The following is a 21,926-nucleotide window of genomic DNA, read 5'->3' on the forward strand; positions in this document are numbered from 1 at the left end:
TTTGACACACACTTCCAATCACCCCTTTCAACCCCGCCCTATGAACCCACCCTGGACTGTGGCAACCTTGACGGGTGGTCTACTGAAGTTAACAGAAGGAGGTTGTTATGGGCGTAGAAGTAACTGGCATACTCGGGTTAATCCTGTTGATTTGCGTGATTTACGCCATTGTAAAAACCGCAAAAAGCAGTGCCCGTGGTACGACTAAGTTAGTGTGGATTCTGGTGTTGCTCTTTTTACCGGTGATTGGCTTTATTTTGTGGTTGATACTGGGGCCAAAGGGTTAGCCCGGGAAAACAAACGCAGGGGGCCCGCCAGGTGCTGACTCGGGGCCGGCAGGTTTCTCCTAAACAATTCGCATCCTCAAGCAACCCGGCTCGCTGAGCGAGCCGGGTCGTCGTAGCTGATAAGAATTCGCTCCCCCTCGTTCCACAACCACAGGGCCTGGGTCAAACGACCCGGCGGCGCTACCCAAGCTATTTGAGCCGGGTACTGCGGCTCAGGTACGTATGACTACGAGCACGTAGATGTACTGACTCGGCCTCAAGGGTTACGGGCTCGCGATAGGTCCACCAGGATTGCCCCCCATCCGTGCTCACCTCAATCGTCAGGCCCGGAAGGTCGGTGCTGGCATAGAGGATGCCGTCCTCCATTTTTCCACCGGGTGGCAGGAGGTGAGCGTTTGCCCCACTGGCGGCGAGTTTGGGCAGCTCGCGCGTTACCAGAACATGGGCGAAGTTTACAAAGTCTTGTCGGCGCGCTCGAGTGTCAGGTGCCGAGCCCTCCCAGTCTGCTCTGTGCCAGGCGCGTTCAGCCAGCGACATTAAACGCGGGTACAGCATGGCCTCCAGTTGCTCGGGCGTGCGGATAGTTTCCGTCCACACTTGCCCTTGCATCCCAAGTACGTTGTCCGGTTTTTTCAAAGGCACCATGGGGCGACCCACCAACGCCTCCAGATTTTCAATGGGGGCTCCGTCACGCGTGCGCGTTGCATTGGCGTAAACGTGATCCGGCATATAGCCGAATACTTTTTCCAAGTTGGTGTAACGCGTTGCCCAGTAGTAGCCGCGCTCCTCCGGGTGAGCTTCATGAGGGTGATCAAAATACAAATGTGTGGCGTGAGAGAGAATGATCTCGTAACCGGCGTTGGCCAATCGATAGGCGCGGTCGCCAGCACCCCACTCCCAAATGTTGTCCCAGGGGTTGGCCAATACCCGCTCGTTGGCAAACTGAGCGCGGTTAAACGGCTGATTGGCGTCGTACATCAAGCCGTCTTCCCAAGCGGCCAACGCCAAGCCGCGTTTGCTGGCGAGCGCCGCCACTCGGCTCACGAAGTAGGGTTTTAAATCGGCCACACCGGCCACACCGGCTTCGCGTTGAATCAACTCCGCGCATTTTGGGGATCCGGTCCAGGAGCCCTTACCCACTTCATCGCCCCCCATATGAAAGACGTTGAGTACCTGGCCGGCTTCCCGGTACATTTGCTGCAACTCGTACATCACTTTGTCGATGAACGCGTAGGTGGACTCCATGCAGACATTGATGGAGTTATCGTCGTAGTTTTGTACGGTTAAATACTCGGAACTGTCCTCCGGGTCCGCGAGTCGATACTGCCACGCATCGGTCTCCCGGCCCTGGGATTGCAATCGCGCGTAGCGGGCTTCCATGGTTTTTACGGCAGCGCGGGCGTGGCCCGGCATATCAATTTCCGGAATGACTTCGATATGGCGCTCGGCGGCGTAACGAAGGATTTCAATAAAATCCTCGCGCGAGTAGAACCCATTGCCCGATCCGCTGGTGTGCGGTCCAGTACCCAGTTGGGTCAGCAAGCACTCGCGCTCATCCAGATCAAAACAGCGGTGCCCGCCGATCTCGGTGAGCTCCGGCAGCCCCGGAATTTCCAGACGCCAGCCTTCGTCCTCGGTCAGATGCAAATGCAACTTGTTGAGCTTGTAGCGAGCCATCTGCTCGATCAGCCGCAGGGTGACTTCCTTACCGTGAAAGTTGCGGCCCATGTCGTAGTGCATACCCCGCCAGGGTGCGCGCGGGCTATCCACCACTGAGAGTCTGGGCAGGTCATAACGGCCTTCGGTTTCGGCGGGCAACAGGTTGAGCAGGCTTTGCAGTCCGTAAAATGCTCCAGCGTTATCGCGTCCGATAATGACGATGGCGTTTTGCTCGAAGCGCAAGGTGTAACTCTCCGGCGCTTCGGGCAATGCGTCGGCCTCTGGGTCCACGGTCAAACGGATCACTGGCCCGTCGATGGATACATGGTCCGGCTCGCTGTTTAGCTCGCTACCGAGGATTTCCCGGAGACGATCCTGTAAGTAAGCAGCCTCTCCAGTCAGGCGACCGGCGTAACGAATTTGCCAATTGCTATCCAAGGTAGTGTTACCCCAGCGAGTTTGGGTGCGTAAAGGCTTCGGGATGATACGCTCACGGACCTGCGCGCTGTTTGGGCGGACCTGGTTCGCCGCCTCATGGGCTTGGTAACGGTTCTGCGCCGTGGCAATGGGCGTGACATCGGAGCTGGAGCGCAGCAATTGTTCCTCGCGCTCCAAAGGTTCGACAAATTCGCGGGTATTCTCGGTGTCGGTATTGGCAAAGATCACCGGCTCCAACCCCGGAACGTGAATAAATGCCCGGGGCATAAAATCGGTGTAGCTCACCATATGCGCGGAGGCCGAATAACTCAGTTCGACCTCTTGCCCCTCACCGAGGCCAGGGAAATCCCCTGTGGGTTCAAGCCGGTGCAAGTCCCCCTGGAGGTGCGACAGCCTCAGTCCGGCTTGCTCGGTCTGTGTGATTCGGCGCACTGAGTGAAAGTAAATGGCCCAGTCTCCGGCACCTGACGGCAGTTGGACATCGGTGTTGTTTTCCAACATCAGTTTGATGTGCGGGGCGCCAGCGCCGACGTTGCTGATTGCCGCAAAACGTAGGTCTGCACCCTCCGCAAAGGTCTTCAACTCTTGTTGACTCAGGTTCTGGGCGGATGCCGCCAGGCTGAACAGGCTCAGTGTCAAAAGGATCAAACTTCTCATTATCGTGCTCTCCTCAGCTCCCAACCGTTTTGGGCCGGCGGGGCGGTGATTTCCGGCCAGTCTGGCCACAGGCTCAGACTGCTCAGACAACGTTGTCTGCAATACATTAAAACGTTTTTGCGCCAATAGCAAATCGACGTTGACAACGCCGAACAACCGCCACGGCGTATGCAGCCAGGGCGGTAACAGCGGCCCCAACCCCTAGTGTGTTAATATTGCCGTCCTCCAAATTGCTCACCAAGGGAAGCGAGTCACCACCAATGAAGCCCACGATCAAAGACGTCGCCAAGCTCGCGGGGGTGTCCTTCAAAACCGTTTCCCGAGTAATCAACCGCGAACCCAGAGTGGGTCAGGACCTGCAGGACAAGGTCTGGAAGGCGATCAAGGAATTGAATTACCAACCCAACCTGTCCGCGCGCGGCCTGCGCGGTGCGGCCTCGTCGATCGGGTTTATTTATGACAACCCCAACAGCAACTACGTCATCGATATGCAACGGGGCATATTGGAAGAGTGTCACCGCCAAGGTTACGAACTGGTAATTCACCCCTGCGATACCAAAGCGCCGGATCTGCTGAATGAGCTGTTCCGTATGCTGGATCGCAGTCAAGTGGGCGGGCTGGTGGTCACACCGCCCGCGTCGGAAATGCCTCAGGTGCTGGAGGCTTTGAGCCAGCGCGGCGTTGCTACGGTCCCGATTATCTCTGGCTCCGAACCCCCGGCAGGCCACAGCCCGTGCGTGTATATCGACGACCGCTCCGCTGCGCATCAAATCACCGAATACTTGATTGAACTGGGGCATCGCCGCATCGCCTTCCTGTGCGGGGACGAGGCACACAAATCCAGTACCGAGCGGCTGGAGGGCTACCTGGAAGCCTTGCGCGAGCACCAGATCGAACCCACACCCGAACTGATTCTCCAAGGCCAGTACTCTTTTGAATCCGGGGTTGAGCGCAGCAAACAACTGCTGGCGCTGAACGAGCGGCCCAGCGCGGTGTTTGCCTGCAATGACGAAATCGCCGCCGGTACCCTGTTTGCCACCCGCTTGGCCGGGATCGAAGTGCCCAAGGATTTGTCCATTGTGGGCTTTGAAGACAGCCCATTTTCCCGTCAAGCCTGGCCCAATCTCACCACCGCGCAGCAGCCTATTGCCGAAATCGGCCGCCGCGCCACGGCTCTTCTAATCAACCGACTCCGCGCGGAAAAGAGTCCCTCCACGCTGGACAGTGAAGGCTTCCACCCCAAGCTGATCCTGCGCGATTCCACGACGCCACCAACCCCCTAATACCCATCCCGACGCCCGATTCTGGCAACGCTGGATCGCCAGGGGGCTTTACAGGTCCACCCAATGCGAGCACAATAGCGCCATATGACAACGTTGTCTAAGCGGGAGCAAGCCCTCAACAAGCTCCCACGGCTTGAACAGGACTGACGCCCACACTGACAGACAAGAGAGAGTTATGCCCCAATCAGCACACATTGAGCCCCAAAATACGCACCTTTTTCGGGAAGCCGCCGAGGCCTCTGCGGTGGTGCAAAGGCAGAGAGCCGCGAACACCGAACGGGTGGCCGAAGCGGTGCAGCGCCTGCGCCAATACCAGCCCAGAGCGGTCGTCACCTGCGCCCGGGGCAGCTCGGACCACGCAGCGACTTATGCAAAATACTTGATTGAAACTCACCTGGGATTGATAACCGCTTCGGCAGCCCCCTCCATTGGTTCCGTGTATCGGGCCGAGCAGCAGCTTGACCAGACCTTGTTTATTGCCATCTCGCAATCCGGAAAAAGCCCCGACCTGCTCGCCAATGTGGAGCGCGCCAAGGCGGCCGGTGCCCTAACACTGGCCCTGGTCAATGTGGCCGATTCGCCCTTGGCTGGCTTGGCGGATTTGGTGCTACCGCTACACGCGGGTGATGAAGTGAGCGTAGCGGCCACCAAATCGTACATCGGTAGCCTGGCAGCGATATTCCAGCTGGTGGCCGCCTGGTCTGAAAGTGCTGAACTGCACAGCGCTCTGGACACCTTACCGGGCGCACTCAGTCAAGCCTGGGCGTGCGATTGGCATGAAGCCGTGAACGCTTTTCAGCCGGTGAACAACATGTTTGTGATCGGGCGCGGCATCGGCTTTGGGGTTGCTCAGGAAGCCGCACTGAAACTCAAGGAAACGTGCGGCCTGCACGCTGAAGCCTTCAGTGCCGCTGAGGTGAGACACGGCCCCATGGCGCTGGTGGGCAAGAATTTTCCCGTCCTGGCCATTACCCAAATCGACGACACGCTGGCTGACACGCAGGAGTTGGTACGAGAATTTCGCCAACGGGGTGCCCGGGTGATGATGACCGGAGCCACCGGCACCGACAATCTACCCATAGTGGCCGATGCACACCCAGCGATTGCCCCCATTCTGGCAGTGCAAAGCTTCTATCGAATGGTCAATGAACTGGCCATCGCGCGCGGTTATAACCCCGACGAGCCGCCGCATTTGCGCAAGGTAACGGAGACCACCTGATGCCAACGTCGTTGACCATAGCGAGACCGAATCCATGAAACACGCGCTCATCAATGCACGAATCTTTACCGGCGACGAATGGCTGACCGATCACGCACTGGTGATGGAGGCCGGGCGTATTCTCGACCTGTGTCCTACCACCAAAATCCCCTCGGACGCCGCCGTATTTGATGCAAAAGGTCGATGCCTCCTGCCGGGGTTGATCGACATTCAGGTCAATGGCGGCGGTGGCGTTTTGTTTAATGATGCTCCGACTGTTGAAACCTTGCGCATTATGGGCGCCGCACACCGGCGTTTTGGCACCACCGGTTTTTTGCCAACTCTGATCAGTGATGACCTGGAAGTGATGACCCGGGGGATCGAAGCGGTAACTCAAGCCATGGCAGAGGGCGTGCCCGGCGTGTTGGGTATTCACCTGGAAGGCCCCTTCCTGAATCCACAACGCAAGGGCGTGCATGACGCCGACAAATTCCGCCGCCTGGATCGCAAAGCTCTGGAATTGCTGAGTTCTTTAAAAACCGGCAAAACGTTAGTGACCTTGGCTCCTGAGTTAACAACACCGGAAATGATTCGATCCCTGGTATCGGCGGGTGTTTTGGTCTCCGCTGGCCACACTGCGGCAGACTATCAGGAAACCCGGCTCGCGCTGAACGCCGGTCTGAGCTGTTTTACCCATTTGTTTAACGCTATGACTCCCATGAGCAGCCGGGAGCCAGGTGTGGTCGGCGCGGCTTTGGAAGACTGCAACAGCTGGTGCGGCTTGATCGTCGATGGTTATCACGTTCACCCCAGCACCCTTAAAGTGGCCATTGCCGCCAAAGCACTTGGCAAGATGTTGCTGGTCACCGATGCCATGCCTACGGTGGGCGCGGAACACAAAGAGTTTGTCCTCAAAGGCGAAACCATTCGCGCCGTCAACGGCCGCTGTGCGACCGCTGACGACACACTCGCCGGCTCTGATCTGGATATGCTCAGCGCGGTGCGCAACTGCGTTAAAGATTTGGATTTACCTTTGGATGAAGCGGTACGAATGGCGAGCCGATACCCGGCGGAACTGCTGGGAATGGCCCGCGAACTGGGCACGCTTGCACCCGGGTACCGAGCCAATGTGATTTGCATTGATGACGACCTGCGTCTAAACCAGAGCTGGATCGACGGAAAAGTTTTAACAGTGTGACCCTCGAAGATAGTCCTTTAGGCCGGCCGGGACTTTTCCCGCCCGGCCTCTTTTTTGTGCAGACTAAATTGAAATGATGATCCGCTTACGGTGCAGATACCAAGCCACCGCCCACATAATGGCCACATTAAGCAGTGCGAAGAGAAGCGAAGCGATCTTTGGGCTCAACACCTGATCAAACAACTCGAAAGTCCATTGATAGGCGGACTGATCCCCAACCGGAATCAAATAGAGTACGTGCGCCCAGACAATGGATAAAACATAAATGAACAGCGGATTCTGACCCAGTATCTGAAAGGCGCGGTACATGGGACGGAGCAGGGTTACGGGTTCCAGCCACACCAATACCAGTAAACACACAATGGCCGCTCCGCCGGTTAACAACACGAACGAGCTAGTCCAAAGGTACTTGTTCACCGGAAAGAACGGATGCCAAAGTAATCCGGCCAATATCAACAGCACGCCCGATACCGCCAGAATTGCCAAGGCCTTACGGCGTGGCTCGACGGTGCACAAAATCCGCGTTGCTTCGAAGCCCAACAGCACGCTGACAATCGCCGGTAAAGTCGATAGGAACCCTTCCGGGTCAAACGCCACACCCTTACCTTGCCAAAGATGGTCCGGGCCCACCAGCCATAAATCCACGGCACGAACCAGCGAACCGGTTAAACCGTACGGATCACTGCCCAATTGCAACAAAGCCCAGTACCCAAACAGGATCGCCACCATCAGCACCCAGCGCGCGGGACCTTTGAGAAACAGGGCGATAGGCGCGGCAAACAGGTAAGCCAAAGCAATCCGTTGCAACACCCCAAACACTCTCAACTCATCCAGTGGTGCGGTAAACGGAAAGGCATTAAGCAGTACACCGATTATAAAAATCAGTGCGCTGCGACGGACAATTTTTATCCATTGGGTCGCCATTGGCACCGGACGGCGACTGGAAAAGAACAGCGCTGCACCAACGATGAACAGAAAAAATGGGAACACGTAATCCGTTGGGGTGGCACCGTGCCAGTCAGCGTGCAGTAGCGGCGCATAGACCGCATTCCAACTGCCCGGCGTATTGACCAGCACCATCAGCGCGAGGGTTAAGCCGCGCATTACATCCAAAGCCAAAAAACGCGTTTTTGCCATGGTCTCACCTCACAAAAAAAGCGGCCGAAGTCTTCACGCCCGCAAACGAGGAACTATTTGTGCGCGATACATCGCTCTTGGCGATACACCGCGCAAAAACCGCGCTTAACGGCCTGCCTCAGCAGCGCCTGAAGGCTGCCCGCCCCAGGTGCGCAATTTGTGGCCTTTGAATGCGTAGAAAAGAATGAAGGCATAGCAAGGCAACATAATGAAATAAGCTGCGCGACTGCTAATGCTTTCTGCGAAATAGCCGTACACCAGCGGAATCAGAGCCCCGCCAGCAATGCCCATAATCAGCAAAGCCGAACCCACACTGGTGTACTTACCCAAATCCTGCAGCGACAAGGGCCAAATAGCAGGCCAACACAGCGCGTTGGCCAAACCGAGCAGGGCCAGGAATGTAACGGTGTCAGGAACTGTGGGAATGCCCATCCAGCCAAACAGAACCGTTGCCAATAAATGACTTTCGGAGGAACCCATCAACACCCCAAGCGTAAACACCACCCCAAATACCGCGGAGCCTACAAGTGCTTGCGACTGACTCATATAGCGGGGAATCAAGGCGATGCCGAGCAGATAGCCAATAACCATAAACGCCATTGTATAGGCGGTCAGGGAACCGAAATGACTGACACCGAGATGGCGACCGTACATCCCAATGGTATCGCCAGCGATCACTTCCACACCCACGTACATAAACAGAGCTACGGCACCCAACACAGCTTGAGGATGCTTCAAAATGCCCCACTTCTCGGTCACATTGTCATCCTGCTCCGAGTCCACGTTCAGCTCCGGCAGAGACGAAAAGTGTACAAACAGCATCAGCGCCACCAGCGCAATGGCCATGTAAATGTAAGGCACCACCAGTCGTTGGGACAGCTCAGCCAGTTGTGCGGCCCGTGCCTCGGCATCCAGCGCCATAAGCGCACTCTCTTCAAACTGATCCATGTTGGTGAGAATCCATGCAGTAAACAAAACCGGGGCGACTATGCCCGCACCTTTGTTGAGCAGCCCCATAATGCTGATGCGCATGGCGGCGCTCTCGCGTGGGCCGATGCAAACAATGTAGGGGTTAGCGGCCGTCTGCAGCAGTGTCAGCCCGGTCCCAAGTACAAACAGGCCAATAAGGAAGACGGCGTAATGAGTGGTTTGCGCAGCAGGGATGAAAATGAGGGAGCCGACGGCCATAACACCCAGGCCAATGACCATGCCTAACTTGTAGCCGGTTCGCCTTAGCACTAAAGCGGCGGGCAAAGCCATAACGGTATACGCAATGTAAAAGGCGAAGGTGACAAACAAAGCCTGGAATTCATTCAGTTCACAGACAATTTTCAGAAACGGAATCAGGGACCCGTTTAACCAGGTCACAAAACCGAAGACGAAAAACAAAACCCCAATGATGATCATGGGAAGCAAGGCGCTGGGCCGGTGCTGCTCATTCGGCGTAGATGTTTGCATAATAATTACTCACTATTGGTATGGGCGAGTTGGTTGATGTCCCAGTAATCGAAAATGCCGATCGCTCGCGTGATGGATGCAATCATCCATACCGAGGACCTCTTCAAAGCACTTCTTTTTTCCTTTATGCAACCGCTAACTTTCGCCAGCGACGTGTTCTTGCTGAGCAAAGCGCACCGCACCAGATTCCGGTGGCCCCAAGGGTGTCACCAGTTGTCGCGCCACCGCCGGGTCGAGCCAGGGTGTCAGCGGCTGTGCCAGCCCACCCAGGAGAGCGAGCCGTGGCGGATTGCATTTCAGGAGTTGTCCGGCCAAGGCGCTGATATAATCGGCTCCCTCCTGCACGATGTTCCGTGCGATCTCGTCGCCAGCGTCCGCAGCGGCCATTACGCATGGCGCCAATCGCGCGAACTCGCTCGGCCCCGCCTTAGCGAGCCGTTCAGCCAGAGCCAGGCCGCGAACTTGCAGCAACTCTTCCACTTGTGCCGTGAGACTGGTCTTTGGCCCTAAGTCATCGCAGGCGAGCAATATCGCTTTAACTGCTTCCAATCCCATCCAGGCACCGCTGCCCTTGTCACCCAGGGGGAAGCCGTGGCCGCCCAACATGGTTTCATCACCGTCAACGCGCACATAGCCGCACGATCCGGTACCGGCAATGATCACAGCGCCGTTTTCCTGGCCATGGGCGCCGAAACAGGCAATGTGCAGATCGGTGGTTAGAAACACGGACGCAAAAGGATGGGCCCACTCTTTCATGGCCCGATAGACGCTGGGGAGGTTGACGCCCGCCAAGCCCAATCCTGCCACCAATTGCCCCAGCGTCTCCGGGGGCAAACCCGCATCGTCCAATGCTCGCTGGGCAGACAACACGATGGAATTTTGAGCCAGCTCCAGCCCTTGACTCGCGTTGGCGGAACCGGCCATGCCCACGCCGAGCAGGTTCCCCTGGCCATCGGCCACGCAGGCACGACATTTGGTTCCGCCACCGTCCACCCCTAGATATAGGGGCTGATTGGCTGGTGCTTTGAGCATAATTTACCTCTCGTAACAGGGTTCCCGTACGGCCCGCTGTATTGAGAAAGCGCAGGGGGAAACCAAGACAACGTTGTCAGGAATCGTAAGTCACGCCGTCGCCCTTGTCAACCCGCGGGGCCACGATGATGGAAAGATTGGTTCGCCATTCAGGCGAGGCAGGAAGGGGAGCAGCGTCGCTAAAGCTTTTGCTGCCGCTCCAGTTCGGGGTTATCGAGCAGGTCACGAGCCAATTGTCGCCCCATCTCTATGATTTCTGTGGCCCGATGAAATTCATGAATCATGAACAAATCCCGCGGTACGCGAAATACCATATCCGGCTGAAACACTGCTAGGTGTTGGCGAGTAAGCGCCGCCATCATGGTATCCAATGAGCGCTCCATAACGCTTACGGCACTGAGCTTTGCGCGTGTTTGAGGATCGGGGTCAGAACCAAGGCCGACCTTTCTGGCCATGGAGGACAACCAGCCTTGAGCTGGCTTATCGTCAGTATCCTCCGGTTGAGGCATAACGCTGACGGGCGGACCGTTGGCATCCACCACAAAAATCTGGTCCGTCATGCGGCGCAATGTGGGCGCGACGGGGATGGGATTCAGGACGCTGCCGTCCACCAGGATTCGCCCTTTATACAGGTGCGGTGTGAACACCCCCGGAATGGCAATGGATGCCCTGATGGCGTGGTAAAGGGAGCCCTTACTGAACCAGACCTCGCGCTCACGCTCAATATCCACGGCCACCGCCGTGTATTCAATAGGCAAGTCTTCAATGCGGATGTCGCCGATCCATTCCTCCAGTTTGGTCATTATCTTTTGGCCGGCGATCAAACCGCTGGTACCGCCCAGGTCCAGGAGTTTGAGTATGTCGAGTTTTTGCAGTGTCATCGCCCACTCGGTGTACGCATCGAGCTTGCCAGCGGCATAGAATCCGCCCACTAAAGCGCCCATAGAGCAACCGGCAATCACGTCGATACGGTATCCGCGTGCCTCCAGCTCCTGAATCACGCCGATGTGCGCCAAACCGCGCGCGCCGCCCGAGCCCAGAACCAGCGCAATGCGCTTGCCGTCTTTGTTCGATTTTATCGGTTGGGCCGGGCTATCCAGATGCTTCTCGTGTGCCACAGAGTCTCCCGTCAATAAATAGTCAGAAATAGGTCAAATTTGAGGGCGCGAATCAAGCTCGCTCATGGTCAGCGATACCTACGACCATTATAATGCACTGCTTCCTCCGCGCCGTATCTTTCGCACTTTATTACTCTACATTTGGAACCAGACAATGACCAATCTCGACATATTGGGGTTTACCGCCGCTTTTTGCACGACTGTGTCTTTCCTACCCCAGGCGATCAAGGTCATACGCTCGCGCGATACGTCGTCGCTGTCCCTGGCCATGTACAGCATTTTTACCGTGGGTGTCGCCCTTTGGTTGAGCTATGGATTACATCTGCGCGACTGGGCCATAGTGACCGCCAATGCCATCACCTTGGGGTTAGCGCTGGTTATTCTGGCAAACAAGATTTACAACGATGTACTGCACAAGGCACCCCAGCGGTAGCCGGTATTGCCGTTTATCCCCCAATGCCGCCGTCTAGCACCTAATGTCCCGCTCACTTCTGCACTGTTTAACAATAACAACATAACGCTTTCGTTCTCGCCATCAAATAAGGAAATGCACAATGAAATCTGTATGGATAGTAATCGCCCTATGTTTAATCACCTTCTCTTGCGCTTCAGCACCCGAGCAACAAGCACCTGAAGGCGACGTATCTCCTGAAACTGAAAGTAAAGCGGCGACCGTAGTTGATGGTCACTTGGTGGCATACAATGACCACGATTTAGAGGGGATGCTCGCGTTTTTTCACCCGGAAATTGAAGCCTATAGCCCTTTTGGAGAGCCGCAATTACAAGGAATTGAATCATTCAGAGCGGCCTTTGCAGAGACTTTCAAGATGAAGCCCCATGAAGTGGTTGTGTCACGAATCATTCAAGGCGACTATGTGATCGATCAAGTCGACCTCACCCTTCATATTGACGAACGCGTCGTCAGCAAACGCGGTACGGTAATCTATGCCATTGAGGATGGATTGATCCGTAGGTTGACAGTTTTGGAATAAATAGGATAACTGCCGCTCGGCACCTATTACCCTGGCAAGCCGGGCGAAGGTCGATAATGCAGACAACAACGGTTGAAGCGCTTTCGGAAGGCTGGTGAGACGCTGCCAATATAAGGAAGATACCCATGGTCTACACGAATAAACACGATTTTTCAGCGAGCGTCGCTCACGGACGCGCACTTTTGGGGAGCGTTCTGCTACTTTTCTTGCTGTCGCTCGCACTGGCACTGCCAGCTCGCGCGGAAACCCCGAAGGAGGCCATCAATACTCTGGAAAAACTCCAAGCCGCCGTAGCCCTTGCCTTTGAGGAGACGGACACCACCGCCCTGGGCATTGCGGTGATTGATAGAGGCGAATTGATTTGGCTGGAGGCCATGGGACAGGCCAATGTGGAAAAACAGATTCCCGCCACACCGGACACCCTGTTTCGGATCGGCTCCATCTCAAAAATGTTTACCGCTCTATCGGTGCTCAAGCTGGTAGAAGAAGGACGACTGGACCTGAACGCACCTTTGCGTGAATTGGTTCCAGAAGTGGCTTTTGACAATCCTTGGGAAGCGGAGCACCCGGTCCGACTGGTCCACATGTTAGAACACACTGCGGGCTGGGGCGACTCGCTCATTGCCGAGTTAGCTTACCGTGACGCTGCCACAATTACTCTGGACAAAGCACTGGCCCTGTTTCCAAAAACTCGCAAATCCCGGTGGGTCCCCGGCACGCGACTGGCGTACAGCAATACTGGAACCGGTGTGGCGGGTTACGTGGTGGAGAAAGTTACCGGCATGCCTCTTGAAGAGTATGTGCAAGAAAACTTCTTTGATCCGCTCAATATGCCCACCGCTACCTTCTTTAAACCCGAAGACGCCGAGCGCCACGCCAGAGCTTATACTAACGACGAAGCGCTGAACTACTGGCATATCATTTACCGGCCCGCGGGTTCCGTCAACGCGTCACCTGCGGAGATGGTAAACCTGCTGCACTTCTTTCTTGAGCGTGGCCAATTCGAGCAGAACACGTTAGTCGCAGAAGCCTCCATTGACAGGATGGAGCGCCCCACGACCACCCTGGGTGCGGAACACGGCGTCCTTTCCGGCTATGGTTTGGCTAATTACGTGACGGGGTTTGAGGACTACGCCGTGCCATTTTACGGCCATGACGGAGGCATGATGGGCGCCGTGTCCGCCTTTGCTTACGCCCCCGAGCTGAACAGTGGCTATACTTTTTCCTTCACGGGCAACGGCGAAGTGAGGGGTCGCGTTTCAGATGCCATCCGCGAATACCTGCTGCGCGATCGGGTGCCCCCCACAATAGAACCGTCCCCTTTACCAGAATCATTCGCTAACGCGACGGGACTGTACACGCCCATCAACCCTCGCAGCGACAGAGATAACTTTCTGCCTTCTTATCTAACAGCCTTGCGCATTTACACTGAAGATTCCCACCTTCGACGTATGCCGGTGGCGGGCGGCTGGCCAGCGCCCAGCAAGGAATACGCTTTGGGAGATAACCTTCTGGTCAGCACCTGGACTGGTCTACCCAATATGGCTTGGGTACAGGATCCATTAGCTGGCGAAGCCCTGCAAATTGACTCAGGGCTGTACGTGAAAACATCCCCGCTGTTGGTGTGGGGACAAATGGGATTCTTGGCCGCGCTGGCTCTATTTAGTGCAGTAGCCATTATTTATGCACTTGCATGGGCGCCACTGTCTGTCTATCGAAAAACGTTTCGCTCTGCCCCGGCGCAGGCGAAGTTCTGGCCAACCATGACAAGCCTGCTGCTTTTGGCCGTGATCATTCGGGGCGCCACCGTGGATAATACGCAGCTGAACGCTTTGGGCCATATTTCGGCTCTGTCTCTTAGCATGTTTGTCTTGACCTTGGCTTACGGCGTAGCCGCCGTGTGGAGTAGCGTTACTCTGGTACGCTTGCGCGAGACGGGTATCAAACGAGCTACTTTTGTTTTCTGTGCTTTAGTGACCCTTCTACACCTTGGTTTCACATTGCACCTTGCAAGTCACGGCATGATCGGCCTTAGATCCTGGACTATTTGATATGAGTCGCCCTACCTTTATGAACGCTTTGGACGCACCAAAAATCGGTGGTATCTCGCAAAGGATTCGCCTGTTTCCCAAGGACCGCACCTTCTGGATGTACCAGGGCACTTTTTTGTTGCTGGTGGGTTTAGCGCAAGTGATACAGATCTTTCTATGGCGGGAAGAGAAGCCATTTAACTTAGTGGGCACGTTCGTCTGGTTGTCTCTGTTCACGCTCGGCGTGCTTTACTTCCGGGCGCACTACCAAAAATACCGCTGGCAGCATCTGAAAACTGGCCGCCTTATGGGGCTTTCGTTTGGCTACGCGCTCGGCGTCGCATTACTTGTCACCTTGCTTACGCTGGCCATATTAGTGCCCCTTTTCTGGTCGGAAAAGTTCGTATCAGAAGCGCTGACTGAGGCCAATACGAGCCTAACTGAGCAGCTGATGCAAATGTTTGTCGGCAACTTTCTGGCCACGGCCCTTTTTGCTAGCGCCTGGATCTTTGTTTATCTGGGCATCAGTAACACACGACGGGCCCGCCAGGCTGAGGTGGACAACCTAAAGCTGGCTATCAGCTTAAAAGAAGCGCGCTTAGCCAGCTTGTCCAACCAACTCAACCCGCACTTTTTGTTCAACAGCCTGAACAATATTCGCTTTATGATCCATGAAAACCCCGAGCATGCAGATCATACCATTACCGCATTTTCGGAAATTCTTCGGTATTCTCTGGAAAGTGGGCGAAACGAAAAAGTCACGCTAGCCGAGGAGCTAGCCATCGTTGAGCGCTACATTGAAGTGGTGTCTCTGCAATTGGAGGAGCGGCTGGATTTTCGACTGCAAATTCCTGAGGCGCTACAAAGTTGTCTTATTCCACCCATGAGCCTGCAACTGTTGGTGGAAAACGCGATCAAGCACGGTATCGACCAGTTGCGAGAACGATCGGTTCTGGAAGTTGTGGCCGAAGACCTCGGCCAACAACTGCGGATCACTGTGAAAAACCCTGTTCCAAATACCCAGTGTGATCCGTTGCAAAGCACGGGAACAGGCCTCAAAAATATTCAACTGCGCCTTAGCCTGTTGTACGGTGACGCCGCTCACCTAAAAGCTGACAAGGTCAATACCGAATTCGTTGTCACCATGATTTTGCCGAAGGAGACGTCGTGAAAGCACTTGTTATAGAAGATTCCCGCCTCGCCAGAAACGGTCTACTCAAGATGCTGTCGGGTTTTAAAGATCTGGAAGTTGTAGGCGCGGCCGGAGATGCCGTCCAGGCCCGTGAACTAATTGACCAACACCGTCCTGGGCTGTTGTTCCTCGATATTCATATGCCGGGCGAGACTGGTTTTGAGCTTCTTGAAACCCTCGACTACCAGCCTCGCATTATATTCACCACCGCTTATTCAGAACACGCGATCCGCTCATTTGACTACCGGACCGTCGATTATCTGCTCAAACCCATTAGCCAGGAACGGTTGGCGGTGGCCATCGAAAAACTGGCATCAGAGGAAGAATCAGACTCCGAGCAACCGGAGCCTCCCCTGGAGCTAAACAGCCGAATTTTCGTCAAGGACGGGAGCGAATGCCATTTGATTGAAGTTCAATCCATCGAGCATTTTGAGAATTGCAAAAACTACGCGCGACTGTTCTTTAATGGAAAAAAGGCTTTTGTTAAAAAATCCCTTAGTCAGCTGGAGCAGCGGTTGCCCTCCAAGCTTTTCTTCCGAGCCAACCGCCAGTTCATTATTAATCTCGATGCGATTACATCAATCTCAGAAGCGATTCACGAGGGGTACGACGTGACCATGAGAAATGGCGAGACAATCGAAATATCCCGACGCAATGCCCAGCGACTCAAAGAGCTTATGAGTTTGTAGGGAAGCCGCTATGGAGTTTTAGCCTTGTCCGCATGGAAACCGATTTCGTCTTCCACCAAATAGATGGGTCGGTTTTTTACTTCTTTATAGATACGCCCGATGTACTCGCCCAAGAGGCCAAGAAAGAACAACTGTATACCGCCCATAAAAAGTACGGCCACCAAAAGAGACGCATAACCAGGCACATCCACCCCTGTAATCACGGTTTTAAAGATTACCCAGAGGCCAAACAGAAACGAGAAGGTGGCTACCGTCAGCCCCAGGTAAATACCCGCGCGAATCGGGAAAGTACTGAAGGAGGTAATGCCGCTCAGGGCGAAGTTCCAGAGGTTCCAGTAGTTGTATTTTGAGGTACCTTGGGCGCGCTTTTGTCGCTCAAACTCAATGACGGTGTGCTTGAGCCCAGGCCAACAGAAAAGCCCTTTCATAAAGCGGTCTTTTTCCGGTAATTGCTTGATGGCTTCAATGACTCCGCGATCCAGCAGCCGAAAATCACCGACGTCCTCCGGGATTTTGATGTCGCTCAGGCGGTTAAACACCTTGTAAAACAAACGCGCCGTTTTTCGCTTAATGAGGCCATCGGTTTTACGTGATGATCTTTTGGCGTAGACCACCTGATACCCTTCACGCCACTTGGCCAGCATGGCCGCGATCAGCTCCGGGGGGTCTTGAAGGTCGGCATCCATGGGCAGAGCCACGTCGCCGCTGGCGTAATCCAGAGCGGCGGTCATGGCGGCCTCTTTGCCGAAGTTGCGGCTCAATGCCACGATTTTGATCCGCGGATTGCGCTCGGCGTGCTGTTTGAGCAGAGACAGAGTGTCGTCCCTTGAGCCATCATCCACGCAGACGATCTCGTAATCGATATCCAGTGGGGCCAAGGCCGCTTCCAGAGCCTGAAAGTACTCGCCCAGGCCTGCAGCCTCGTTATACATAGGGGTGAGGATAGATAACAACTGACGCATGACCACTCCAATGGTGGGGAAGATTTTGGGTGCGCCAAGCAGATCCGGTGACGGGCCGCCATTTGAGGCGCGAGTGTCGGGCTATTTTCCACTAACTGTAGCGCGTCTGTCACCCGATCCGTTTAAGCCATTATCACTTAAGGACTTTTTAAACATGGCACGAAATCTGCTCAAAAGCGACCACAACACCAACAGAGCAATAAGGAATTGCCATGAAACTAATACGCGTTTACCGCGCACTACTGGCGGGTGGCCTGCTAGCTCTACTCGCCGTATCGGCGCAAGCAGCGACCATCCAACTGAACTATCAACACAACCTCGGTAGCGGCACCCCTTCCGGGCACATCACTGGTGTAAGCCCCAGAGTATTCGCGGGCGAGTTTGAATTTTCCACCAGCAATAACAGTACAGATATGATTCAGTGGGATGATGGACTGAGTGCATTTTGTATTCAAACCAGCACCTTTCTACAAACCAGCTCGGTGTACACGGCCACCGCCGGCCTCGGTAGCTTTACCGGCACAAGCCAAGGCACCCTCATAGACCGCCTGTTTTCTAGCTATTACGAAAGCTCCAAATCCAGCCAAGTGGGCAGTGCGGCGTTCCAGTTGGCGCTGTGGGAAATTATCAATGAAGGTACTGACAGCCTCAACTTGGGCAGCGGTTCCTTTAGAGCATCTCACTTCGGCTCAACCACTCTTAACTTAGCCGGTAGTTGGTTGGGCTCACTGGACAACAATGCCGCCTCAGGGGTATACGACTTTTACATCCTGACTTCAGACACATCACAGGATCTAATAACTGTTACAGCACGTGTTCCGGAGCCTGCAGCCGCGTCACTACTGTTTATCGGATTGCTGGCGCTGTATCGAATGCGGCGTCGGGCTAGCTAATAGTTCTAAGCAAAAAGCCCGCATCGCGCGGGCTTTTTGCTTCTCCTTTACTGTATATTCAGTCGGAAACCACCACCCGGTTTCGGCCTAGGTCCTTAGCCCGGTATAGGGCTTGATCCGCACGCTCAAAGATCTGCTCAAGAGACTCCCGCTCACCCAAAGTGGCCACACCAAAGCTAGCCGTGACGCCGACATCTTCATCAAAGTGGTGCAGGGAAATTTTCACCCGTAGCTTTTCAGCGATGGCGGCAGCATCTCTGAGACTGGTATTACGACATACCAACGCAAACTCTTCACCACCCCAGCGGGCAAATAGGTCGCTACCGCGAATATTTTCCTGGACGAGTGTAGAGAGCGCTGTGAGGATACGGTCTCCCACAGCGTGTCCGTAAGTGTCATTAATGGGTTTAAACTGGTCGATGTCCAACATCACAATAGACAGCGGTTTTCCGGCGCGCCGCCGCTCTTCCAGCCCTACCTTTAGCGCTTCTTCTATGCCGGTGCGGTTAAAGGCTCCAGTAAGCGGGTCGGTTTTGGTTTTTTGTTCCAGTTGCTGCCCGCGGTGGTCCAGCAGGGCGTTGATTTCCAGCAGCTCCCGCTCGCGCTGACTCCTTCTTCTCAGCTCGCGGTTGAGTTTGACCGTACGCGAACCTAGAAACACCAATGCCGCTATCAACCAGCTGCCAACAATGCCCTGATACCAACGCTCAGACGTGAGCACCTGGCCAGTGAACTCCACTCTCTCCATACGGAATGTATGCAGCCCTGGTTGTGGAGCAGAGCCGGTTTGCACTTCGAGAACCACAATATTGTCGAACTGCGGGTGTGCCAGCTCCGGCGCAATGCGGTAGCGTTGAAACCACCAGTTGGCGACAAAAAAGTCGTGCATGGAAAATTCAAACGGCCCGCCGCTGGCCATCTCGGCATCAAACTCGATCTGATTGTATTTTGTCGTGTCGTGGAGTTCGGGCGTGCTATAAACCGGGTCGTGATTGCGCAGGTAGAAGCGGATGCTTTCTGTGGGGCCTTCGTAGTCCAACCAGATTCTGATGCGATCGTAGTTGCGCAAATCCAGTCCGTCCGTCCGTGCCTGATCAAGTATCAACTCAAAGCCGCAGAACGAATAGATGGCCTGTTCGGCCAAAACACAGCGCCACTCCATGGCGTCGGAATCAATGATTTCAGAGGTGCTGAGACCGCCATCGACAGAGTCGTTGTAGTGAGATACCTCTCCGTGCCGAGCATCGATGGTGAAGCCGGTTTGCAGGATCGGTCGCTCGGCGACAATTGCCACGAGTGTGAGAACGACAAAAAGCGCCAGTGCGATCTCAACTCCGAAACGGCTGAGGAAGTGCTTTTGATTCTCTTCCGCCATTAATTGTATCCAAGCCCAGTGGTTTTCGCTCTTGTCTCCTACCGCACCTCTAATAATGCGACTGAAGCATACCCGCCACCGCCTGGTGAACGGTTGATCCAAATCAAATGGCCATATGGTAGGCCCGCCCCGTCACAATAAAAGCCGTTTAAGCGAAGGAGCCGTCCGACTCCCTATTGTGTTTGACCTGCTCCAACAGTGCTTTAAACAGGCCCCGGTGACGGCGCATGAACAGTAGGAATTCCGGATGCCATTGTACGCCAACCAGGAAGCCTTGGTCAGGATCTTCCACGGACTGCACAATTCCGTCCAAGTCACGCCCGGTAATGACTAGATTGGCGCCAACGCGATCAATGGCTTGATTGTGCAGACTGTTAATCCGGCAAGTGCCTGCACCGAACAACCGCTCCAAACCCGAGCCCCGGACCACCTGTAAGGTTTTCAGGGGCAGGAGTGTACGTCGGTGGGACGTTTTATCGCGGTGCGGACGCAAGTCCTGAAATAGACTGCCGCCAAGGCTGGCATTGAGCAACTGAGCCCCACGGCATATACCCAGCAGTGGTAACCCCCGGGCCAAGGCGTCTTTGATTACCCGAGCTTCGAGCGCGTCACGAGCCCGGTCGTAGCGAGGTTCTACTTCGGGCTCAGCGGCGTAAAGTACCGGGTCTATGTCGTGCCCGCCGGTAACTACCACCCCTTGATAATCAAATGTCTCGTCAATTTGGCTGGGCCGGATCTGCAGAGGCTTGCCTCCATAAAGCCACACCGCAAGCGCCACGGTCGAACGCGGCCCGAATGCACCCTTCTCTGGACCCGTGATAGCGATTACCGGACGAGCCATTGCCCCTCCAACTCCTTGCTCCAGTCCCCGAACCACCGCTCCAGCGGTTGATTCAGGTACTTCGTGTAAGCTTGGCAGCAGGCTTCAAGGCGATCTCGATCCGCCGCCAAGCGCTCCACTTGCACCCAGTCATTCCAAGCTTGGTACAGTCCCCACTGGGGAAGATGAATTTCACAGTCCGGAAGTCGGTAATGAAAGGTCGGCCTGGCTTTTACCAAGGGATCCGTTACTACCTTGCGCACTCGCCCCTGATCTAAGTGCAAAAACAACGGTAGAAGGTCCAAGGCCCGGTTGCGCGTGGGATTATCCAGAAGATAATCGTCTATCAAGGTGCTTAGATCCGGCCAGTAGTCCGGAGCGACGACCTTGCGTACATAATCGACAGGATACGCATCGACGTAATTGGTGACCTGGCGGGAGACGTTAATATCCGCGCGCAAAAACAACCAGTCATACAAACACGCATAAGCCTTTACGTAAGCCGTAAGCACATCGGGGTTGGTGCTGGGAACCTCAGGATTGAACTGCATCCCAAATGCGTTTACTAAACGATCGGAGGTGCCCTTGGCGCCCGCACTACGAAGCATGCCAATGATTTTTTCAATTTCCCCCAGACGATTCAAGGGCAGCGGTGGACTGACAAGTTCCAAGGGCACAAGCGTTTCCGCCAGCCACTTTAAGACCTCCTCGGCAGAGTCACCCAATTCGCCAGCGAACGTACTTTTGTCCCGCGTTTCTCGCCCCAGGCGTTTAAGCAAATCGAAATCCAGTTCTACCACCCAATCACCGGCCGGGTCACCTTTTAACGCTCGCTCGTATCGCCCTTTGGTGTCAACGCGGCCACCGATATACCCAGCCACGATCTCCGCCAGTTGATCGATGGTCAACCCAGTCATTTCCAGCTCCACTCCCACACGGCGCCAATCGCCATCTATGGTGTGCTGCCAAGGTGGCATTTGGAGGGGACTGCTCTCTCCGGTCATATCATCACTCATTGTGGTGCTCGTGTTCATTCCGGCAACCGGCGATAAACCCAGGCACGGGTGCCGTCCTCTAACGTGTATTCGAAGCGCTCATAGCGGATACCGATCCGTTCATATCGATCAAGGCGGCGCAATTGTTCGACCGTGACTATAAACACCAGACCTTCTGTAGCGCTACCCGGTTCCACGGCCAGATCCAGGCCCTGCTTGCGGTAACCGGGCAAGGTAGCCGGCCGTGGATCCCCCATAGAGCCCATGACCACTAAGCGCACCAGTGGATTACGCAAGGTACCATACACGAAGACTTTGTGTTCACGGGTAGGATCAATCGCCGGATAACCCTCGGGCGGTTGATGTCCGAAAGGACTAAGCAATACAAACCAGAGGTAGAATGCCGCCACCAATATCAGGGCAGTTAATCCAGCCAGCACAAGTCTCGCCGGGCGCCGATACCAAGGCCGCGCAATGGAATTGGAAGTTTGGGTGTCCATTACAAAACAGCAT

20 protein-coding genes are annotated in these 21,926 nt (G+C 55.1%); 10 read left to right on the top strand and 10 right to left on the bottom strand.

The window, feature by feature from the left end:
- The first annotated feature begins 107 nt into the window (after nucleotides 1-107).
- Complete coding sequence (locus tag RBH33_RS04385) at nucleotides 108-287, top strand: PLDc N-terminal domain-containing protein (RefSeq protein ID WP_306730917.1); 180 nt, start codon at nucleotides 108-110, stop codon at nucleotides 285-287.
- Between the two features lie 189 nt (nucleotides 288-476).
- On the opposite strand, the gene RBH33_RS04390 is transcribed toward RBH33_RS04385, so the two are convergent.
- A complete protein-coding gene (locus RBH33_RS04390) occupies nucleotides 477-3,041 on the bottom strand; it encodes a family 20 glycosylhydrolase (protein WP_306730918.1) in 2,565 nt (854 codons plus the stop codon).
- Nucleotides 3,042-3,301: 260 nt separating this feature from the next.
- Between RBH33_RS04390 and RBH33_RS04395 the strand changes: the two genes are divergently transcribed.
- From RBH33_RS04395 to nagA, 3 genes are all read left to right on the top strand, one after another.
- Nucleotides 3,302-4,324, top strand: coding sequence for a LacI family DNA-binding transcriptional regulator (locus tag RBH33_RS04395; RefSeq protein ID WP_306730919.1), 1,023 nt, complete (start codon nucleotides 3,302-3,304; stop codon nucleotides 4,322-4,324).
- A gap of 175 nt (nucleotides 4,325-4,499) precedes the next feature.
- Complete coding sequence (locus RBH33_RS04400) at nucleotides 4,500-5,543, top strand: SIS domain-containing protein (protein ID WP_306730920.1); 1,044 nt, start codon at nucleotides 4,500-4,502, stop codon at nucleotides 5,541-5,543.
- Nucleotides 5,544-5,577: 34 nt separating this feature from the next.
- Nucleotides 5,578-6,720, top strand: coding sequence for an N-acetylglucosamine-6-phosphate deacetylase (nagA, locus tag RBH33_RS04405; RefSeq protein WP_306730921.1), 1,143 nt, complete (start codon nucleotides 5,578-5,580; stop codon nucleotides 6,718-6,720).
- A 63-nt stretch (nucleotides 6,721-6,783) separates the two neighbouring features.
- Here the strand turns inward: nagA and RBH33_RS04410 are convergent, their stop codons facing one another.
- The 4 genes from RBH33_RS04410 to RBH33_RS04425 all read right to left on the bottom strand — a co-directional run bounded on the left by RBH33_RS04410 (nucleotide 6,784) and on the right by RBH33_RS04425 (nucleotide 11,465).
- A complete protein-coding gene (locus RBH33_RS04410) occupies nucleotides 6,784-7,857 on the bottom strand; it encodes an acyltransferase family protein (RefSeq protein WP_306730922.1) in 1,074 nt (357 codons plus the stop codon).
- Between the two features lie 105 nt (nucleotides 7,858-7,962).
- On the bottom strand, nucleotides 7,963-9,315 hold the full coding sequence (locus RBH33_RS04415; protein ID WP_306730923.1) for a sugar MFS transporter: 1,353 nt from the start codon (nucleotides 9,313-9,315) through the stop codon (nucleotides 7,963-7,965).
- A gap of 135 nt (nucleotides 9,316-9,450) precedes the next feature.
- A complete protein-coding gene (gene nagK, locus RBH33_RS04420; RefSeq protein ID WP_306730924.1) occupies nucleotides 9,451-10,347 on the bottom strand; it encodes an N-acetylglucosamine kinase in 897 nt (298 codons plus the stop codon).
- A gap of 179 nt (nucleotides 10,348-10,526) precedes the next feature.
- Nucleotides 10,527-11,465, bottom strand: a complete 939-nt coding sequence (locus RBH33_RS04425; protein WP_306730925.1) for a patatin-like phospholipase family protein — start codon at nucleotides 11,463-11,465, stop codon at nucleotides 10,527-10,529.
- A gap of 154 nt (nucleotides 11,466-11,619) precedes the next feature.
- Between RBH33_RS04425 and RBH33_RS04430 the strand changes: the two genes are divergently transcribed.
- The 5 genes from RBH33_RS04430 to RBH33_RS04450 all read left to right on the top strand — a co-directional run bounded on the left by RBH33_RS04430 (nucleotide 11,620) and on the right by RBH33_RS04450 (nucleotide 16,368).
- Entirely contained in the window at nucleotides 11,620-11,898 is a 279-nt protein-coding gene (locus RBH33_RS04430; RefSeq protein WP_306730926.1) for a SemiSWEET family sugar transporter, read from the top strand.
- A 121-nt stretch (nucleotides 11,899-12,019) separates the two neighbouring features.
- A complete protein-coding gene (locus tag RBH33_RS04435) occupies nucleotides 12,020-12,457 on the top strand; it encodes a nuclear transport factor 2 family protein (RefSeq protein ID WP_306730927.1) in 438 nt (145 codons plus the stop codon).
- Nucleotides 12,458-12,582: 125 nt separating this feature from the next.
- A complete protein-coding gene (locus RBH33_RS04440) occupies nucleotides 12,583-14,508 on the top strand; it encodes a serine hydrolase domain-containing protein (protein WP_306730928.1) in 1,926 nt (641 codons plus the stop codon).
- A gap of 1 nt (nucleotide 14,509) precedes the next feature.
- Nucleotides 14,510-15,658: a sensor histidine kinase gene (locus tag RBH33_RS04445; RefSeq protein ID WP_306730929.1), complete on the top strand. Its 1,149-nt coding sequence runs from the start codon at nucleotides 14,510-14,512 to the stop codon at nucleotides 15,656-15,658.
- Nucleotides 15,655-16,368, top strand: a complete 714-nt coding sequence (locus RBH33_RS04450) for a LytR/AlgR family response regulator transcription factor (protein WP_306730930.1) — start codon at nucleotides 15,655-15,657, stop codon at nucleotides 16,366-16,368. Before RBH33_RS04445 ends, RBH33_RS04450 begins: the two co-directional genes overlap by 4 nt.
- Before the next feature lie 8 nt (nucleotides 16,369-16,376).
- Here RBH33_RS04450 and RBH33_RS04455 read toward each other — a convergent pair whose 3' ends face one another.
- A complete protein-coding gene (locus tag RBH33_RS04455; protein WP_306730931.1) occupies nucleotides 16,377-17,330 on the bottom strand; it encodes a glycosyltransferase family 2 protein in 954 nt (317 codons plus the stop codon).
- Between the two features lie 212 nt (nucleotides 17,331-17,542).
- Here RBH33_RS04455 and RBH33_RS04460 point away from each other — a divergent pair, with 212 nt between their 5' ends.
- A complete protein-coding gene (locus RBH33_RS04460; RefSeq protein WP_306730932.1) occupies nucleotides 17,543-18,223 on the top strand; it encodes a PEP-CTERM sorting domain-containing protein in 681 nt (226 codons plus the stop codon).
- A 58-nt stretch (nucleotides 18,224-18,281) separates the two neighbouring features.
- Here RBH33_RS04460 and RBH33_RS04465 read toward each other — a convergent pair whose 3' ends face one another.
- The 4 genes from RBH33_RS04465 to RBH33_RS04480 all read right to left on the bottom strand — a co-directional run bounded on the left by RBH33_RS04465 (nucleotide 18,282) and on the right by RBH33_RS04480 (nucleotide 21,913).
- Entirely contained in the window at nucleotides 18,282-19,598 is a 1,317-nt protein-coding gene (locus RBH33_RS04465; protein WP_306730933.1) for a GGDEF domain-containing protein, read from the bottom strand.
- A gap of 148 nt (nucleotides 19,599-19,746) precedes the next feature.
- Nucleotides 19,747-20,439: a gamma-glutamyl-gamma-aminobutyrate hydrolase family protein gene (locus tag RBH33_RS04470; protein WP_306730934.1), complete on the bottom strand. Its 693-nt coding sequence runs from the start codon at nucleotides 20,437-20,439 to the stop codon at nucleotides 19,747-19,749.
- A complete protein-coding gene (locus RBH33_RS04475; protein ID WP_306730935.1) occupies nucleotides 20,424-21,434 on the bottom strand; it encodes an amidoligase family protein in 1,011 nt (336 codons plus the stop codon). The genes RBH33_RS04470 and RBH33_RS04475 overlap by 16 nt, the downstream gene beginning before the upstream one ends.
- Before the next feature lie 14 nt (nucleotides 21,435-21,448).
- Complete coding sequence (locus tag RBH33_RS04480; RefSeq protein WP_306730936.1) at nucleotides 21,449-21,913, bottom strand: gamma-glutamylcyclotransferase family protein; 465 nt, start codon at nucleotides 21,911-21,913, stop codon at nucleotides 21,449-21,451.
- Between the last annotated feature and the right edge of the window lie 13 nt (nucleotides 21,914-21,926).

Origin of the sequence: Marinimicrobium hydrolyticum (genome assembly GCF_030848505.1) — a bacterium.
In the GTDB taxonomy this organism is placed as follows: domain Bacteria; phylum Pseudomonadota; class Gammaproteobacteria; order Pseudomonadales; family Cellvibrionaceae; genus JAVDDU01.

Bases quoted from the DNA above. Each gene is read 5' to 3' on its own strand.
- RBH33_RS04385 (WP_306730917.1), top strand. From the start codon at position 108: ATGGGCGTAGAAGTAACTGGCATACTCGGGTTAATCCTGTTGATTTGC.
- RBH33_RS04390 (WP_306730918.1), bottom strand. From the start codon at position 3,041: ATGAGAAGTTTGATCCTTTTGACACTGAGCCTGTTCAGCCTGGCGGCA.
- RBH33_RS04395 (WP_306730919.1), top strand. From the start codon at position 3,302: ATGAAGCCCACGATCAAAGACGTCGCCAAGCTCGCGGGGGTGTCCTTC.
- RBH33_RS04400 (WP_306730920.1), top strand. From the start codon at position 4,500: ATGCCCCAATCAGCACACATTGAGCCCCAAAATACGCACCTTTTTCGG.
- nagA (WP_306730921.1), top strand. From the start codon at position 5,578: ATGAAACACGCGCTCATCAATGCACGAATCTTTACCGGCGACGAATGG.
- RBH33_RS04410 (WP_306730922.1), bottom strand. From the start codon at position 7,857: ATGGCAAAAACGCGTTTTTTGGCTTTGGATGTAATGCGCGGCTTAACC.
- RBH33_RS04415 (WP_306730923.1), bottom strand. From the start codon at position 9,315: ATGCAAACATCTACGCCGAATGAGCAGCACCGGCCCAGCGCCTTGCTT.
- nagK (WP_306730924.1), bottom strand. From the start codon at position 10,347: ATGCTCAAAGCACCAGCCAATCAGCCCCTATATCTAGGGGTGGACGGT.
- RBH33_RS04430 (WP_306730926.1), top strand. From the start codon at position 11,620: ATGACCAATCTCGACATATTGGGGTTTACCGCCGCTTTTTGCACGACT.
- RBH33_RS04435 (WP_306730927.1), top strand. From the start codon at position 12,020: ATGAAATCTGTATGGATAGTAATCGCCCTATGTTTAATCACCTTCTCT.
- RBH33_RS04440 (WP_306730928.1), top strand. From the start codon at position 12,583: ATGGTCTACACGAATAAACACGATTTTTCAGCGAGCGTCGCTCACGGA.
- RBH33_RS04445 (WP_306730929.1), top strand. From the start codon at position 14,510: ATGAGTCGCCCTACCTTTATGAACGCTTTGGACGCACCAAAAATCGGT.
- RBH33_RS04455 (WP_306730931.1), bottom strand. From the start codon at position 17,330: ATGCGTCAGTTGTTATCTATCCTCACCCCTATGTATAACGAGGCTGCA.
- RBH33_RS04460 (WP_306730932.1), top strand. From the start codon at position 17,543: ATGAAACTAATACGCGTTTACCGCGCACTACTGGCGGGTGGCCTGCTA.
- RBH33_RS04465 (WP_306730933.1), bottom strand. From the start codon at position 19,598: ATGGCGGAAGAGAATCAAAAGCACTTCCTCAGCCGTTTCGGAGTTGAG.
- RBH33_RS04470 (WP_306730934.1), bottom strand. From the start codon at position 20,439: ATGGCTCGTCCGGTAATCGCTATCACGGGTCCAGAGAAGGGTGCATTC.
- RBH33_RS04475 (WP_306730935.1), bottom strand. From the start codon at position 21,434: ATGAGTGATGATATGACCGGAGAGAGCAGTCCCCTCCAAATGCCACCT.
- RBH33_RS04480 (WP_306730936.1), bottom strand. From the start codon at position 21,913: ATGGACACCCAAACTTCCAATTCCATTGCGCGGCCTTGGTATCGGCGC.